Annotated in this window: 8 protein-coding genes; 5 read left to right on the top strand and 3 right to left on the bottom strand. The window is 58.9% G+C overall.

Features of this window, described 5'->3' with window-relative positions; genetic code table 11:
• Nucleotides 1-18: 18 nt before the first annotated feature.
• Nucleotides 19-1794 carry a UbiD family decarboxylase gene (locus ACFSR7_RS03725; protein ID WP_378159196.1) on the top strand — a complete coding sequence of 592 codons (1776 nt, stop codon included), beginning with the start codon at nt 19-21 and terminating at the stop codon, nt 1792-1794.
• Nucleotides 1795-1856: 62 nt separating this feature from the next.
• A complete protein-coding gene (locus ACFSR7_RS03720) occupies nt 1857-2666 on the top strand; it encodes an acyltransferase domain-containing protein (RefSeq protein ID WP_378159194.1) in 810 nt (269 codons plus the stop codon).
• Nucleotides 2667-2763: 97 nt separating this feature from the next.
• Here ACFSR7_RS03720 and cls read toward each other — a convergent pair whose 3' ends face one another.
• Genes cls through ACFSR7_RS03705 form a run of 3 tightly spaced genes read right to left on the bottom strand, consistent with a single transcriptional unit; the run spans nt 2764 to nt 5932 of the window.
• The gene (cls, locus tag ACFSR7_RS03715) at nt 2764-4215 is read right to left on the bottom strand and encodes a cardiolipin synthase (RefSeq protein WP_378159192.1); all 1452 of its coding nucleotides are present in this window, start codon (nt 4213-4215) and stop codon (nt 2764-2766) included.
• Nucleotides 4212-4334 carry a hypothetical protein gene (locus ACFSR7_RS03710; protein WP_378159191.1) on the bottom strand — a complete coding sequence of 41 codons (123 nt, stop codon included), beginning with the start codon at nt 4332-4334 and terminating at the stop codon, nt 4212-4214. Before ACFSR7_RS03710 ends, cls begins: the two co-directional genes overlap by 4 nt.
• A gap of 41 nt (nt 4335-4375) precedes the next feature.
• A complete protein-coding gene (locus ACFSR7_RS03705) occupies nt 4376-5932 on the bottom strand; it encodes an ABC-F family ATP-binding cassette domain-containing protein (protein ID WP_378159189.1) in 1557 nt (518 codons plus the stop codon).
• A gap of 211 nt (nt 5933-6143) precedes the next feature.
• Between ACFSR7_RS03705 and ACFSR7_RS03700 the strand changes: the two genes are divergently transcribed.
• The 3 genes from ACFSR7_RS03700 (at nt 6144) to ACFSR7_RS03690 (ending at nt 16034) form a co-directional block, all read left to right on the top strand.
• Nucleotides 6144-9212, top strand: a complete 3069-nt coding sequence (locus ACFSR7_RS03700) for an ATP-binding protein (RefSeq protein ID WP_378159187.1) — start codon at nt 6144-6146, stop codon at nt 9210-9212.
• The gene (locus ACFSR7_RS03695) at nt 9212-10336 is read left to right on the top strand and encodes a response regulator (RefSeq protein WP_378159185.1); all 1125 of its coding nucleotides are present in this window, start codon (nt 9212-9214) and stop codon (nt 10334-10336) included. The genes ACFSR7_RS03700 and ACFSR7_RS03695 overlap by 1 nt, the downstream gene beginning before the upstream one ends.
• Before the next feature lie 106 nt (nt 10337-10442).
• Nucleotides 10443-16034 (top strand): NHL domain-containing protein, encoded by a 5592-nt coding sequence (locus tag ACFSR7_RS03690; RefSeq protein ID WP_378159183.1) that lies wholly within the window; start codon nt 10443-10445, stop codon nt 16032-16034.
• Nucleotides 16035-16116 lie beyond the last annotated feature (82 nt).

Raw genomic sequence — 16116 nt, 5'->3', positions numbered from 1 at the left:
CGTCAATGGAGGAATCATATGAGTTTTTCTTCGCTTCGTCCGTTTTTGGAAATGCTGAGGCAGGAGGGCGACCTGGCTGTCATCGAGACGCCGGTCGACCCTGTGCTGGAGATTGCCGAGATACATCGCCGGGTCATCGATGCAGAGGGCCCGGCTTTGCTGTTCACAAAAGTCAAAGGCGCCGCCTTCCCGGTCGTCACCAACTTGTTCGGGACAAGCCGCCGCGTCGATAAAGCGTTCGGACCGCGCCCCGAGCAGCTCGTCAACCGGCTGATCGGCGCGATGGATACGCTCATGCCGCCGACGCTGCCCGCGCTCTGGCGGGAAAAGGACATGCTGCTGGATCTGATGAAGGTCGGCATGAAGAAGGTATCGCATGATGCTGCGCCCGTGCTTGGCGTATCGAAGCGCGAACGGCCGTTGGCCGGACTGCCGGCGCTGACTTGCTGGCAGGAGGACGGCGGTCCGTTCATCACGCTGCCGCTCGTTTACACGGAGTCCCCTGCGCATGGCAAAAAGCAGAATCTCGGCATGTACCGGATGCAGGTGTACGACGATTCGACGACCGGCATGCATTGGCAGATTCACAAGGGCGGGGGCTTCCACTACCATGAAGCGGAGCAGATGAACCGCTCGCTGCCGGTGTCCGTTTTTCTCGGCGGTCCGCCGGCGCTTATCGCTTCGGCGATCGCGCCGGCGCCGGAAGGGCTGCCGGAGCTGCTGCTTACTTCGCTTATCCTTGGCGGCAAGCTCCCGATGGCGGAGGATCCGCTCGGCGGCCATCGCATTCCGGCGGAGGCCGAGTTCGCGATCAAGGGAAGCGTACCGCCGCATTTGCGCCGCCCCGAGGGGCCGTTCGGCGATCACTTCGGCTACTACTCGCTGACGCACGACTTCCCGGTATTTAACGTCGACCACGTCTGGCACCGCAAGGATGCGATCTATCCGGCGACCATCGTCGGCAAGCCGCGCCAGGAGGACTACTATCTGGGCGAGTTCCTGCAGCGTCTGTTGTCGCCTGCTTTTCCGATGGTCATGCCGGGCATCCGCAGCCTGTGGACATACGCTGAGACGGGATTCCATGCGCTCGCCTCGGCGGTCGTCCGCGAGAGCTACTCGCGGGAGGCGCTCGGAACGGCGTTCAGCATTCTCGGACAGGGTCAGCTGTCGCTGACCAAGTTCCTCATGCTGACGGACCGTCCGGTTGAGCTGGAGCATTTCTCCGCGCTGCTGACGACGGTGCTGGAGCGGTTCGACCCGCTGAAGGATCTGTTCGTATTCGATCATACGTCGCACGACACGCTGGACTACACCGGCCGCAGGCTCAACCACGGCTCGAAGGCCGTCATGATGGGCGTCGGCGATCCGATCCGCGACCTGCCGCGCGAATACGCGGGCGGGAGCCTGCCGGGCATCGCGGACATCCGCGTCTTCGGACCGGGCTGTCTCGTCGTCCGCGGCGACGCGTTCGAGCGCGAGCCCGAGCTGGCGGAGCGTCTTGCCGAGGTGCTGTCCGCGCGAGAGGGTTGGCAATGGCCGCTTGTCGTGCTGGCGGACGATGCGGACATCGCCGCATCGGAGCGGCAGTTCCTCTGGACCGTGTTCACGCGCTTCAATCCCGCGCATGACATATATGCCAAGACGATCGCGAGCCGCCACCATATCGGCTACGGGCTGCCGATCGTCATCGACGCGCGCATGAAGCCCGGTTACCCGGACGAGCTGTTCCCGCGCGAAGATATCGTGAAGCTGGTGGACGACAGATGGCGGGAATACGGGATTCGCAAGTCATAATACGGGCAATCGGCGGGACGCAGCTTGCGTCCCGTTTTGACAAACCAGGGAGGAATCGACAAATGGATATGGAGACGCTTGGCGCGGCGATCGGCCTGCATCCGGACGCATCGGCGCTCGTGATGAAGTATGATCGGCTGGAGGACGACGATTTTTCCGAATATAAAGCTTTTTTTCTCCAAGATCGCGAAGCGATGCTTACCTCGATCAGGCAGAGGGCGGATTACAGACCGTTTTTACTGTACTTTTTCGTGAGAATGGCCGTTGATGCTTATGACGAGTACAGACTAAAGGAAATTCCCGACGAGGTATATTTCGATACCTTCTCGGATATCCGCATTTGGAGCGAGGTTTCCAAGACGACCTACGGAGAGTACGGAATTGAGGAATCGAACTGGCTGCAGGACCATGTGCGACTTGCTTTGTTTCGCCTCGGCCGGCTGCAGTTCCAGCCGATCTCGCTCGATCGCGATTTGAGCGTAGGGGACCGGAAGTTTGCGAAAGGAGACCTCGTGCTGAACGTCCACATCCCCGCGGGCGGGCCGTTGGATCCGCAGGCGGCTTTGGCATCCTTCGCGCAGGCACGCGCCTTTTTCCGAGGCGTACCGCCGGTATTCGTCTGCCATTCCTGGCTGCTCTATCCCGGCCTCGACCAAGTGCTGGACCCGAGCTCGAACATCATGCAGTTCCAGCGGTTGTTCGAGATCTACGAGCTTGACGAGTCCTCCAGGCAGGCGGAGGAACGGATTTTCGGCGCGAAGCAGGACGATCCCGTTGCGTATGACGCGAACACCGGCCTGCAGCGGCGGGCCAAAGCGTTCTTGGAAGCGGGAGGCCAGCTGGGCGCGGGATTAGGTATTATCGTAAATTAATGACGGTGGCAAGGGGCGCTCCGCACTTTTCACAAACCATACAAACACAAAAAAGTCAGGGAGCCCTCTCCCTGACTTTTTTCCTCCCGCTTTTCGCCTACAAGATCGGCGACAGCAGCCTCGAGATCGATTCCTTGAACTTGATCCGCAGCGGGCGGCTGCGGTATTTCTCGATCGTGAGCAGCTCCGACACCGCGATGTCCTGCTTGAATGCCTCTACGAGCTGCGAGGACAGGCTGGCGTCGTAAATGAACGCATTGACCTCGAAGTTCAGCTTGAAGCTGCGCACGTCCGTGTTGGCGGTTCCGACGGAAGCGATCTCCTGGTCCACAACGAGCGTTTTCGCATGGATAAAGCCGTTCTTGTACAAGTAAACGTTCGCCCCGGTCTCGAGCAGCTCTCCGATATTGTAGAGCGTCGCCCAGTAAATGAACATATGGTCCGGCTTGTCCGGGATCATGACGTGGACATGAACGCCGGACAGGACGGCGATCCGCAGCGCATCGAGCATGCTTGCATCGGGGATGAAGTAGGGACTCTGCAAATAGATCGAGTCCTTCGCGGAGGCGATCATCTTGATGTAGCCCTGCTTGATGTGCTCCAGCCTGGAGTTGGGACCGCTCGCCACGATTTGCATGCCGACTGCTCCGGCGGGTGCGTCTTCCGGGAACAGCTCTTGCCCGTAAGTGATGTCGTGCTTGCGCGTCGCCTGGTTCCAGTCGAGGATGAACCGCGTCTGGAGGCTGTGCACCGCCGAACCGCGGATGCGAAGATGCGTGTCTCGCCAGTAGCCGAACTTCGGATCGAGACCCAGGTACTCGTCGCCGACATTGAAGCCGCCCACATAGCCGATCCGGCCGTCCACGATGACCAGCTTCCGGTGGTTGCGGTAGTTCATCCGCAGGTTGAAGACGCGGAAGCGGGAGGGAAAGAAGGCCGCCGCTTCGCCGCCTGCTTCGATGAGCGGCCGCAGCATGCGTCTGCTCAATCTCCGCGAGCCCAGCTCGTCGTACAGTAGGCGGACTTTGATGCCTTGCCTGGCCTTGGCGGTCAGCGCGTTCAGCACCTCGCGTCCGAGATTGTCGCAGCGGAAGATGTAGGTTTGAAAATGAATCGTCTCGGTGGCGGCGGCGATATCCGCGAGCAGCTGGTCGAACTTGGCCCGCCCGTCCGTAAAGGTCTCCACCTCGTTGTCCTGGCTCCACAAGGCCCGGCTCCCTTTGAGATGCAGATGGATCAGGTCCGCGTGCCGTGCGGCAATCTTGCCGAGGGAACGCATCGAATCTGGCGAGCCGAGCGATTCGAGCTGCGCTTGCGACAGATTGCGGATGCCGATCTTGTCCAGGTCGCCCCATTTGAACAGCTTCACTCTGCGATAGTCCTGCGCCAGGAACAAGTACATGATAAAGCCCAGAATCGGGATGAAATACAAGACCAGCAGCCATGCCCAGGTCGATCCGATATCGCGCCGACCCTGGAAGACGACGAAGACGGCGAAGATCATGTTCAGCACGAGAAACAACCAGATAATCGTTGAAGTGGAGATCACAGATATTCCTCCTCGCCGTTCAAAGCGAGATGGCGCGAAGGGGGCCAGTCCGTCTGTTGTCCGGACGAGCGGTCCGGAACGCCTGCCTCGATCTGTCTCTCCCATGCTGGCAGGGTCATGTGCGCCATCTCCAATCGTTTCTTTTCGGCAAACGTCCCGTTTAAATGACCTTCGTCGTCCAAGCTTCGCCGTTCCAGATGTCCGTCGCGACCTCGCGGTAAAATTCAGGTTCGTGGCTGATGAGCAAAATACTGCCCTTGTAAGCCTTGAGCGCACGCTTTAGCTCTTCTTTGGCATCGACGTCCAGGTGGTTCGTCGGTTCGTCCAGCACGAGCAGGTTGGACTCGCGGTTAATGAGCTTGCACAGCCGCACCTTGGCCTTCTCGCCGCCGCTCAATACGGAGATGCGGCTCTCGATATGCTTGGTCGTCAGACCGCACTTTGCCAGCGCCGCCCGTACCTCGAACTGCGTCATCGAAGGGAACTCGCGCCACACAGACTCGATGCAGGTGTCGTCCGCGCCGCCCTTGACCTCCTGCTCGAAGTAGCCGGTGAACTGGTTGTCTCCGCGTTCGACGGCGCCCGCAAGCGCAGGAATCTCGCCGAGCAGGCTCCGCAGCAGCGTCGTCTTGCCGATGCCGTTGGCGCCGACGAGGGCGATCTTCTGGCCGCGCTCCATCAGCAGATCCACCGGACGGCTTAGCGGCTCGTCATAGCCGATAACAAGGCCTTTGGCTTCAAAGATCAGGCGGCTCGAGGTCCGCGCTTCCTTGAAGTTGAATTCAGGCTTCGGCTTTTCCTTGGCCAACTCGATGACGTCCATGGCGTCGAGCTTCTTCTGCCGGGACATCGCCATGTTCCGTGTGGACACGCGCGCCTTGTTACGTGCGACGAAGTCCTTGAGGTCCGCGATCTCCTGCTGCTGCCGCTTGTAGGCCGACTCGAGCTGCGACTTTTTAGCCTCGTGCAGGGCAAGGAAGTTGTCATAGTCGCCGACGTAACGGGAGAGCTGCTGATTTTCCATATGGTAGATGAGGTTGATGACACTGTTCAGGAACGGAATATCGTGCGAAATGAGAATAAAGGCGTTCTCGTATTCCTGCAAATAGCGCTTTAACCACTCGATGTGCTGCTCGTCCAGGTAGTTGGTGGGCTCGTCCAGCAGCAGGATGTCGGGCTTCTCGAGCAGCAGCTTCGCAAGCAGCACCTTCGTCCGCTGGCCGCCGCTCAAATCGTTCACGTCCCGGTCGAGACCGATATCGGTCAAGCCCAGTCCGCGCGCGACTTCCTCCACCTTGGCGTCGATCAGGTAGAAGTCGTTGTTGTTCAGAATTTCCTGAATCTCGCCGACCTCTTCCAGCAGGCGTTCGAGCTCGTCGGGCTCTACGTCGCCCATCCGCTCGTACATGCCGTTCATCTCGGACTCGAGATCGTTCAGGTATTGGAAAGCCGTCTTCAGCGCATCGCGGATCGTCATGCCCTTCTGCAGCACCGAGTGCTGATCGAGGTAGCCGACACGCACCTTGCGCGCCCACTCGACCTTGCCTGCGTCTGGTTCCAGCTTGCCCATCACGATGTTCATGAAGGTCGATTTGCCCTCGCCGTTGGCGCCGATGAGACCGACATGCTCGCCCTTCAGCAGGCGGAAGGATACGTCGTTGAAGATGGCTCGGTCGCCGAAGCCGTGACTCAGGTTTTGCACATTCAATATGCTCATGGGAATTCCCCTTTATATTCGGTAATCGCGCGTCAAAGCGCCAGTTTTCATTATAGTCCGCAAGGCATGGGAAAAGGAAGACCAAGTTATGCGGCTATCGCCGATTGCACGTCGTCCTCCTTCGATTTTTAACGACATGGCCCGGCAGGCCGCGACTGCATGTTATGATAGAAACAAAGTTTAACTGCAAAGACCACAACCGGGAGATGCCATGAAAAACAAGAAGACCGCGCTAATCGTCCTGGCGCTTGCCATCTTGATTCTGCCAGCGGCCTGGCTGGCAGCCGGGCGAAATGCCGATGCCGACGTTCCGGTCGCTCAGGACGGCATCCTCGATCTGAGTCGATGGGACTTTGACGCCGATGGCGTCGTGCCGCTGCGCGGGCAGTGGGAGCTGTACCCCGGGCAATTCGTGTCTCCCGGCTCCAACGAATTGCCGAACGCCGCAGAGCGCCGTATCGCCGACGTGCCCGGCGACTGGAATCGGCTGCTTGGCGCGAACGCCGGGAAGGGGCGCGGCTATGCAACCTATCGATTGCGCATTCTGCTGCCGCCCAGCGATCGGTTGTACGGCGTGAAGACGATCAACATTCGCTCGTCGAACCGCATATACGTAAATGGCATCGAGATCGGATCCAACGGATCGCCCGCTGCGACGAAGGCTACGGCGAAGGAACGAAACGTACCCTATACCGGCTTCTTCGCCGTTTCCGCAGATACGATCGAGATGCTCGTGCAAGTATCCAACTACAGCTACTATTCCGGAGGCATCGTCTATCCGATGCTGTTCGGGGACGCAGCGTCGATCGCAAGCAACGACACGCGGAGGCATACCGCGGATTGGCTGGCCGTCGCGGGCTTCTCCGTTGCCATCCTGTTTTTTGCGTCCTCCTATCTGCTGCGCAAAAACGAGGCACGGACGCTATTTATCATGGGCGGAATGTCCCTATGCTCCCTGATCTATGTAGTCACGCACGGCGAAAAGCTGATTGACGATATCTGGCCCAGTCTCCCCTACGAACTCGTGCTGCGGCTGCAAGTCGGCGCCGCCATCGCATTTTATTTTTTGCTGATCCAGTACGTTTCCGGCTTTTTAAAGACCGCGCCCGGCCGCGGGTTTAACCGCGTCTGCCAATGGGCGGCGGCGGCGATGCTGGCTGCGGATGTATTCGTCCCCGATCTCTTCGTTCATAGCGAATGGGCCGTGCTGGTTTTTATGCTGTCCGTCACTTTTATGGGCTACGCGGTGCTCGTCCTGTCCGGCAGCCTGATCCGCCGGGCGCCCAGCTCGGGACTTGCGGCGCTTAATATCGCAACCTTGTCGATCGCAATGATCGGCAGCCTGCTGGATGCATACGGCATTCGGCAGAGCTCTTTCCTGGTATCGTGCGGATTTTTTCTGTTCCTCGTTTTTCAGGCGCTTCAGGTTGCGTTCAAGGCGGCTGCAGCCAACAGGGACAACGAACTGCTGACGCGCCGCCTGCTGACGCTCGACGGGCTCAAAGACGAATTTTTGGCCCACACTTCGCACGAGCTTCGTACGCCCCTTCACGGTATGATCAATATCGCTTCCTCGCTGTCCGAGGGGGCGGCCGGCGAACTGAACGAATCACAGCGCCGCCAGATCGACATGATCGCCGATGCGGGCAAGCGGCTGTCGCTTCTCGTCAACGATATTCTCGATTTTTCAAGTCTTGAGCATCATACGATTTCATACAGGCCGACCGCCGTGCATTTGCCGTCCGTCGTTCAAGCTGTGGTCGCCCTTCTCGAGCCGATGACGGCGGGTAAGCCGGTGGCGATCGTACGCGCCTTGTCGGCGGGCATGCCGCTCCTGCGCGCGGATGAGGAACGGCTTCGCCAGGTTTTGTTCAATCTGCTGGGCAATGCCGTAAAATTCACGGCGCGCGGGCAAATTCGAATCGGGGCGGAAACGGTCGGAAATGTCGTGCGTATCGCGATCGAGGATACGGGGCTTGGCATCAGGCGGGAGCGGCTCGCCTCGTTGTTTGAATTTTACCGGCCGGGCGGCGGATCGGACGGCGGAGCGACAGGTAGAGGGCTTGGCCTAGGCATCTCCAAAAGACTGGTGGAGCTGGGCGGCGGAACGATCTCCGTCGATTCCGAGCCTGGCCAAGGTTCATGCTTTGCGTTCACCGTGCCCGTATGGGAACTGGACGGAGAAGAGCTGTCGGATTCCGCGAGCCTGGAGGTTGCAGCGGCCGCGGAAGCGGCTTCGCTATCTGCCGCCATCGGGGACGCGCCGACCGCGCAGGAGCGAACAGCCGCGGGCGGCATCCGCGGCAACGTCATGATCGTCGACGACGACCCCGTCAATCTTCAAGTCCTGAAAAATCTGCTGTCGCCGCTTCACCGGATCGTTACGTTCCGCGATCCGCTTGAAGCCTGGCAGTCGCTATCCGCCGGCGAATCCGCCGATCTCGTCGTAACGGATTGGAGCATGCCGGAGATGTCAGGGCTGGAGCTGACCCGCAAGATCCGCGAGGTCTACGCGCTGGGCGAGCTTCCGGTGCTGCTGCTCACGGCAAGAAACCTTCCCAACGATCCCGGAGAAGCTTTCACGGCCGGAATCAACGATTTTCTAGCCAAGCCAGTGGATGGGGACGAGCTGCGTATCCGGGTGCAGGCGCTGCTTGAGCTTCGGTCTTCCATACGCACGACGGTAGCGACGGAAATGGCTTTTTTACAAGCGCAGATCAAGCCCCACTTCTTGTTCAATGCGCTCAATACCGCAATCTCGTTCAGTCCGGTCAATCCCGACAAGACGACCGAACTGCTCATGGAGCTGAGCGACTATTTGCATGGCAGCTTTAACTTTCACAATCGCGACCGACTGACGCCTCTTCGGAACGAGTGGCAATTGGTGCAGTCCTATCTGGCGCTGGAAAAAGCAAGGTTTGAGGAGCGCATGCAAATCGAAATGACGGCGGATGCCGATATGAGCGCCATGCTTCCGCCGTTGACGATCCAGCCGATCGTCGAAAATGCGGTGCGGCACGGCATCATGCAGAAGGTGGAAGGCGGAACGATCTCCGTCAGGGTAAAACAGGCCTCGGGTCTGCTGACTGTCGAGGTGAGCGACGACGGTGTCGGGATGACGCCAGAGACGCTCGATAAGCTGCTCTTGGGCAAGGCGGAGCGGCAGGGCGTCGGGCTTAGAAATATTCAGAAGCGGCTACTCCTGCTATACGGTAAAGGCTTGACGATCAAGAGCGAGCCGAATAAAGGAACGATTGTTCGATTTGAGGTGCCGTTATGATGAAGACGATTTTGGTGGACGACGAGAGGCCGGCGATCCAGCAGCTCGCGCGCCTGCTCGCCGCAGACGGACGCTTGCAGATCGCAGGGACGTATACGTCCGCCGCAGATGCGCTTAACCATTTGTCCAATCTGAAGGCGGATTGTATGTTCCTCGATATTGGCATGCCGGGACTGAGCGGACTGGAGGCGGCCGGCGTTGTCCGCTCGATCGATCCGGACATCCGGATTGTTTTTGTCACGGCCTATGCGGACTATGCAGTCGATGCGTTCGAGGTGCAGGCGTTCGATTATTTGCTGAAGCCGGTGCGGCCGGCACGGCTTGCCAAGACGCTGGACCGGCTGTACGCCGAATACATGGCCAGGCCGAAGCCGCCGGAAGTCAGCGTGATCGAGCAGCCCAACGTGCGGTGCCTGGGCAGGCTTCAGGTTTACGACCGCGACGGCAAGCCGCTCAGATGGCGTACGCTGAAAACGCAGCAGTTGTTCGCCGCGCTCTTCCATGCGGGGGACTGGGTGTCGCGCGAGAATCTGCTGGAGATGCTCTGGGGCGAAGGCGAGGCGGACAAGCCGGTGGCTCACCTTCACACATCGATCTATCAGCTGAGAAAGCTGTTGAAAGAATCGGAGAACGGCGCCACGATTGAATTCGAGCTGGAAAGCTACAGGCTGGCGCAAGCGGAACTCGTCGCGGATGCGGCGCAGTTTGAACAGGCTTTGTTGCGGGATATCCCTTGCGAGGAGAGTACGCTTCCTTATTACGAGAACGTCCTCTTGCTGTACCGCGGCGATTATATGGCCGATCTCGACTTTGAATGGTTGAGAAGCGCAAGAACCAGGCTGGCCGACGGCTATATGCACCTGTCAATGAAGACGGCTGCCTATGAGGTGAGCTCCGGCCGTTTCGACCAAGCTGCGGCTCGGCTATCCGCAATCAAGGAACGAAATCCGTTCAGTGAGGAGCTATGTCTACTGGCCATGGAAGTATGGTGCGAGCTGAACGATAAATCGGCTATGGAAACTTGCTTCATTGACTACTGCGCGGCCTGCCGCGAGGAGCTGCGAATCGAACCGACCTTAGCCGTTCGAACCAAATATGAACAGCTGCATGCACGCTTTTTATAAATTTGTCGATAATTGTCGAATTTCTGTACAGAATCCGCTTAGAGGCGATTGCTAGACTGAAGTCATGTGCGGCTTCATTGCAAACAACTCAAGCGGAGGCGGAATCATGGCAGCAAAAAAGAACGCAAAAAGGTGGCTTGCCCTTCTGTTGGCGACAGCCGTGTCGCTGGTCGGCAATTGGCAAGGAGGAGACTCGTTGCGGGCCTATGCCGCGCCCGATCTCTTCGTGCAGACTGTGGCAGGCTCGGGCGGCGCCGGGAAGAGCGGCACGATCGTGACAAGCGTGGGCCTAAGCCCTGGCGGTGTCGCCGTTAACAACCAAAGTGTATATTTGGCGGATTATTTTAACCATGTTATACGTAAGGTCGATAAGTCGACAGGCCTTCAGACGATCGTCGCCGGAGACGGGTATGCCGGATATACGGGTGACGGAGGGCCGGCGACGTCCGCAAGATTAAACGGACCGTTGAACCTCGAGCTGGACAGCGCGGGCAATCTCTACATCGTGGACAGCTATAACCACGTGGTGCGCAAGTTGACGCCGGGCGGCATTATCACGACGGTTGCAGGGAACGGCACAACCGGCTATGACGGCGAGAACCTGACTGCGACGGCCACTAAACTAAGTCCTATGGGCATCGCCGTGGACGGTTCCGGCAATCTGTATATTGCGGAAAGCGGCAACAACAGAGTGAGGAAAGTGAACACCTCGGGAAAAATTTCAACCGTGGCAGGTACGGGCGTGAGCGGCTTCTCGGGCAACGGCGGGCAGGCGACGGCTGCCAAGCTTCAATCTCCCAACGACGTGGCCGTGGACAGCGCAGGCAATCTTTATATCGCCGACCTGAGCAACAATGTGGTACGCAAAGTGACAAACGGTGTGATCAGCAACTACGCAGGTTCCAACGTCTACGGATATTCGGGCGACGGAGGCGCGGCGACATCGGCCAAGCTGAAATCTCCCACCTTCCTGACGCTTGACTCGGCGAGCAATTTGTTTATTACGGACGGCTCAAGCGGCGTGGTTCGCTTGGTGAACAAAAGCACGCAAAAGATCAGCACTTACGCCGGCGACGGAAGTACCGGTTATTCAGGAGACGGCGGATTGGCGACAGCCGCCAAATTCAATTATCCGGGCGATGTTGCCATAGATGGTAACGGGTCACTGTTTATCGCGGATAATAACAACAAGGTTTTTCGCATGGTGAACAGTGCCGGGATTATCTCGACATATGCCGGTAACGGCAGTTCGCGGTTTTCAGGAGACGGGGGAGGCGCGTTGGACGCGCAACTGAACTATCCTTCCGAGATCGCGTACGATTCGGCAGGAAACCTATATTTCTCCGAGACCGATAGCTATCGAATCCGAAAAGTGGATTTGGCCGGACAAATCACCACCTATGCGGGAAACGGCACATCGGGATTCTCCGGCGACGGCGGGCCAGCTAGTGCCGCTCAACTTAAATCGCCGAAAGGATTGGCTTTTGATGCCCAAGGCAATCTGTATGTGACCGATAGCTACAATTATCGAATCCGCAAAATAGCGCTTGACGGGACGATCACGACGGTGGCCGGCAACGGGACATTCGGATATTCCGGAGACGGCGGATCGGCGCTGTCCGCCCAGTTCAAGTCGCCGAGCGATATCGTATTCGATACGGCAGGTAACTACTATGTGCTTGACGGTAGCGATGGCCGTATTCGCAAGATCGATGCCGGCGGGATCATCACTACGGTAGCGGGCAACGGTTCTCTCAACGTGAGCGGCGATGGTGGAAGCGCGACCGATGCCGGTCTCGGGATGGCCTCGAGATTGGCGATCGACGGCGTCGGCAATATATATGTATCAGCAGCCTCGCCATTTAACAGCAAAGTGCGCAAGATCGGTACGGACGGAAAAATAAACGGCTTTGCAGGAACGGGCAGCCAAGGCTATTCGGGCGATAACGGTCTCGCGGTAAATGCAACGCTGAATATGCCATATGAGATGGTTGCCGATTCAAAAGGCAATGTGTATATCGCGGACAGCGGCAATAACGTTATCCGTAAGGTAGACTCGACCGGCAAGATCACGACTTATGCGGGTACGGGTACGGCCGGCTTTAATGGAGACGGCAAGAGCCCGCTCCAGACCAGCTTCTATGGGCCGCAAGGGCTAGCGTTCGACGCTGCCGGCAATATGGTCGTTGCGGATTACAGCAATTCGCTCATTCGCAAGATCATGGTTCCTATCAAAAATTCTACGGTTACGCCGTCCACAGCAACGTTCGATAAAAACCCGGCGAATCAGGCCGATGTCGCCTTGACGCTCACGGCGAACGGCAATACGCTGACGGACGTTTATGTCGATCAGACAGTGCTGACGTCGGACGAAGATTATACGGTAGACGGAATCACGGTAACCTTAAAGAAATCTTCGTTGAGCGGTCTGAACAACGGTATGCATACGATTAAGCTCGTTATGAGCGCGGGAACCGCTCCGGTCGTTTCTATCGAGGTCTCGGACACGACGCCGTCGCCGATACCGGTGCCTTTATTGGAGGCGGACGATTTTGCGTGGGCGCAGGGCAGTGCGGTCGGCTCGACGCAGGCGACAGCGCTGCCAAGCATAGATAGCGGTCATACCCTGAAGTTTATCGTGGGCGCAGAGGGCGGGGAGACGCACCCCTTAGCAGGCACGAACGCTGAAGCGCAAGCCTACGTGTCCACATTGACGGCAAACGAAAATATTCCGGTAGCGGCGAATCAGCATCTTTTCATCGCCGAAGTAGACGCAACCGGCGAGATCGTTGCTTGGGTCGACATTACGGTGCTGGCGGCGAATGTCAGGCAAGCACCGGCGATGGTGCCTTTCCTGGAGCCGGAAGACTTCGCGTGGGCACCGGGCAACGCGGTGGGCACGACGCAGACGACGTCGGTGCCAAGCGTGGGCAGCGGTCACACGCTGAAGGTCATCGTCGGCGCAGCGGGCGACAAGGCGCACCCGGTAGTAGGCACGGACGCGGCTACCGCAGGCTACGCGGACACGCTGACTACAAGCGGCGATATCGGAGTTACGGCGGGCCAGCATTTGTTCGTCGCCGAGGTTAACGCGAGCGGCCAAATCGTCGCGTGGACCGATATTACGGTGCTGGCAGAGAATATCAAGCAAGCGCCGGGAGCAGTCCCGACGTTGAACGCAAGCGAATTCGCTTGGGCGCCGGGCAGCACGGTCGGCACGACGCAGACGACGTCGGTGCCAAGCGTGGGCAGCGGCCACACGCTGAAGGTCATCGTCGGCGCGGGGGGCGACAAGGCGCACCCGGTCGAAGGCACGGACGCTGCCACCGCAGGCTATGCGGACACGCTGACGGCAAGTGGCGATATTGCAGTGACGGCAAGCCAGCATCTGTTCATTGCCGAGGTTGACGCAGCCGGCAAGATCGTTGCTTGGGCCGACGTCACGGTGTCTACCGCAAATATCAAGCAAGCGCCTGGAGCGGTGCCGACGCTCAACGCAAGCGACTTTGCGTGGGCGCCGGGCAGTACGGTCGGCACGACGCAGACGACGACACTGCCAAGCGTGGGAACCGGCCATACGCTGAAGGTCGTCATCGGCGCAGCGGGCGACAAGACGCACCCGGTCGAAGGCACGGACGCTACTTCCGCAGGCTACGCGGACACGCTGACGGCAAGCGTCGATATCCCGGTGACGGCGGGTCAGCACCTGTTCATCGCCGAGGTGGATGCGAGCGGCAAGATCGTCGCCTGGGCCGACGTGACGGTGCTGGCGGCGAATATCAAGCAAGCGCCGGGAGCCGTACCGACGCTAAACGCAAACGACTTCGCGTGGGCGCCGGGCAGCACAGTCGGCACGACGCAGACGACCGCATTGCCAAGCGTGGGCGGCGGCCACACGCTGAAGGTCATCGTCGGCGCAGCAGGCGACAAGGCGCACCCGGTCGAAGGCACGGACGCTGCTACCGCAGGCTACGCGGACACGCTGACGGCAAGCAGCGATATCGCAGTCACGGCGGGCCAGCATCTGTTCATCGCCAAGGTAGACGCGAGTGGCAAGATCGTTGCTTGGGCCGACGTGACGGTGACGGCGGCAAATATCAAGCAAGCGCCAGGCGCCGTACCGACGCTAAACGCAAACGACTTTGCGTGGGCGCCGGGCAGCACAGTCGGCACGACGCAGACGACGTCGGTGCCAAGCGTGGGCGGCGGCCACACGCTGAAAGTCGTCATCGGTGCAGCGGGCGACAAGGCGCACCCGGTGGAAGGCACGGACGCTGCTGCCGCAGGCTACGCGGACACGCTGACGGCAAGTAGCGATATCCCGGTGACGGCGGGTCAACACCTGTTCATCGCCGAGGTGGATGCGAACGGCAAGATCGTCGCCTGGGCCGACGTCACGGTGTCTGCTGAAAATGTTCGCCAGGCGACCGTTCCAACGATTCCTACAGAAGCCCAACAGCCGGATCCCGGAACGACCGTATTGGTCAACGGCTCTCCGCAAAACGGCGTGGCTAAAGCTATCGTTACGACAACCGGTTCCAAAAAGTCGACGGTCGTTCAATTGGATCCGGCCAAATTAGAAGCGCTGCTGGCTTCCAAGTCGAACGGTTATGTTTTGACGATCCCCGTTCAAAACGGATCCGGCATCGTAACGGGCGAGCTAAATGCACAGCTGATCCGCAACATGGCGGATAAGGAAGCCGTGCTGGAAATTCGTTCTGAAGGCACCGGCTACCGGCTGCCCGCTAGCCGAATCGACGTAGGCGCGCTGGCTGCTCATTTTGAAGCAGGCATATCCTTGAGCTATATCGTCGTCCGGGTCAAAATAGAGATGCTGGACACCGTTCCCGCAACGAGCGCCGGAGATGCGCAGTTCATTTCGCCGGCAGTCGAATTTACCATTTCTGCGACCGTCGCGGACAAAAGAACGATTGTCGATCGCTTCAACGGCTACGTGGAGCGTACGATCGATCTGCCCGAAGGCGTCGACCCGAATCGTATTACGACCGGTGTCGTCATCGGGGAAAACGGTTCGATCCGCCATGTACCTACCAAGGTGGCGGTTGAAGATGGACGATATGTCGCCAAAATCAACAGCCTGACCAATAGTGCCTACGTGGTCGTCTGGCATCCCTTGACCTTTGCTGACGCAGAGATGCACTGGGCGAAGGACGCAATTAACGACCTGGGTTCTCGCCTAGTAATCAACGGTATAAACGATACGACGTTCGCCCCGAATGCAGACATGACCCGTGCGGAGTTCGCAGCGATCGTCGTACGCGGACTCGGGCTTCCGCTGGGCGAAGGAACGGCTTCGTACCTGGACGTCTCCTCCGACGCCTGGTATGCAGATGCGATTCGGACGGCGTCTTCATACGGATTGATCTCGGGTTACCCGGACGGTACGTTCCGTCCGAACGACAAGCTCACCCGCGAGCAGGCAATGACGATCATCGCCAAAGCTATGAAGCTGACGGGGCTGGCCAATCGCGCAGGAAATACAGATACGGCAGGCGCGCTGGGCGCATTTGCGGATGCTTCGGAGGCAGGCGCATGGTCGCTGGATAGCATAGCAAGCACTGTAAATGCGGGTCTTGTCGCCGGACAAGGCGACAAGCTGATGCCCAAAGCCAACGTTTCCCGCGCCGAAGTGGCGACCCTGATTCAGCGGCTGCTGCAAAAGTCGGGTTTGATTTAATTTTGATTTAATACAGTAACGCCATTTTCATTAAAGGCTATCGCTTATTCTCTTTGAGAAGGCGATAGCCTTTTCGGTCTTA

It is taken from the genome of Cohnella sp. GCM10020058, assembly GCF_042683485.1.
GTDB lineage: Bacteria > Bacillota > Bacilli > Paenibacillales > Paenibacillaceae > Cohnella.
This window is presented reverse-complemented; position numbering and strand designations above follow the sequence as displayed.

Bases quoted from the DNA above. Each gene is read 5' to 3' on its own strand.
- ACFSR7_RS03725 (WP_378159196.1), top strand. From the start codon at position 19: ATGAGTTTTTCTTCGCTTCGTCCGTTTTTGGAAATGCTGAGGCAGGAG.
- ACFSR7_RS03720 (WP_378159194.1), top strand. From the start codon at position 1,857: ATGGATATGGAGACGCTTGGCGCGGCGATCGGCCTGCATCCGGACGCA.
- ACFSR7_RS03710 (WP_378159191.1), bottom strand. From the start codon at position 4,334: ATGACCCTGCCAGCATGGGAGAGACAGATCGAGGCAGGCGTTCCGGAC.
- ACFSR7_RS03705 (WP_378159189.1), bottom strand. From the start codon at position 5,932: ATGAGCATATTGAATGTGCAAAACCTGAGTCACGGCTTCGGCGACCGA.
- ACFSR7_RS03700 (WP_378159187.1), top strand. From the start codon at position 6,144: ATGAAAAACAAGAAGACCGCGCTAATCGTCCTGGCGCTTGCCATCTTG.
- ACFSR7_RS03695 (WP_378159185.1), top strand. From the start codon at position 9,212: ATGAAGACGATTTTGGTGGACGACGAGAGGCCGGCGATCCAGCAGCTC.
- ACFSR7_RS03690 (WP_378159183.1), top strand. From the start codon at position 10,443: ATGGCAGCAAAAAAGAACGCAAAAAGGTGGCTTGCCCTTCTGTTGGCG.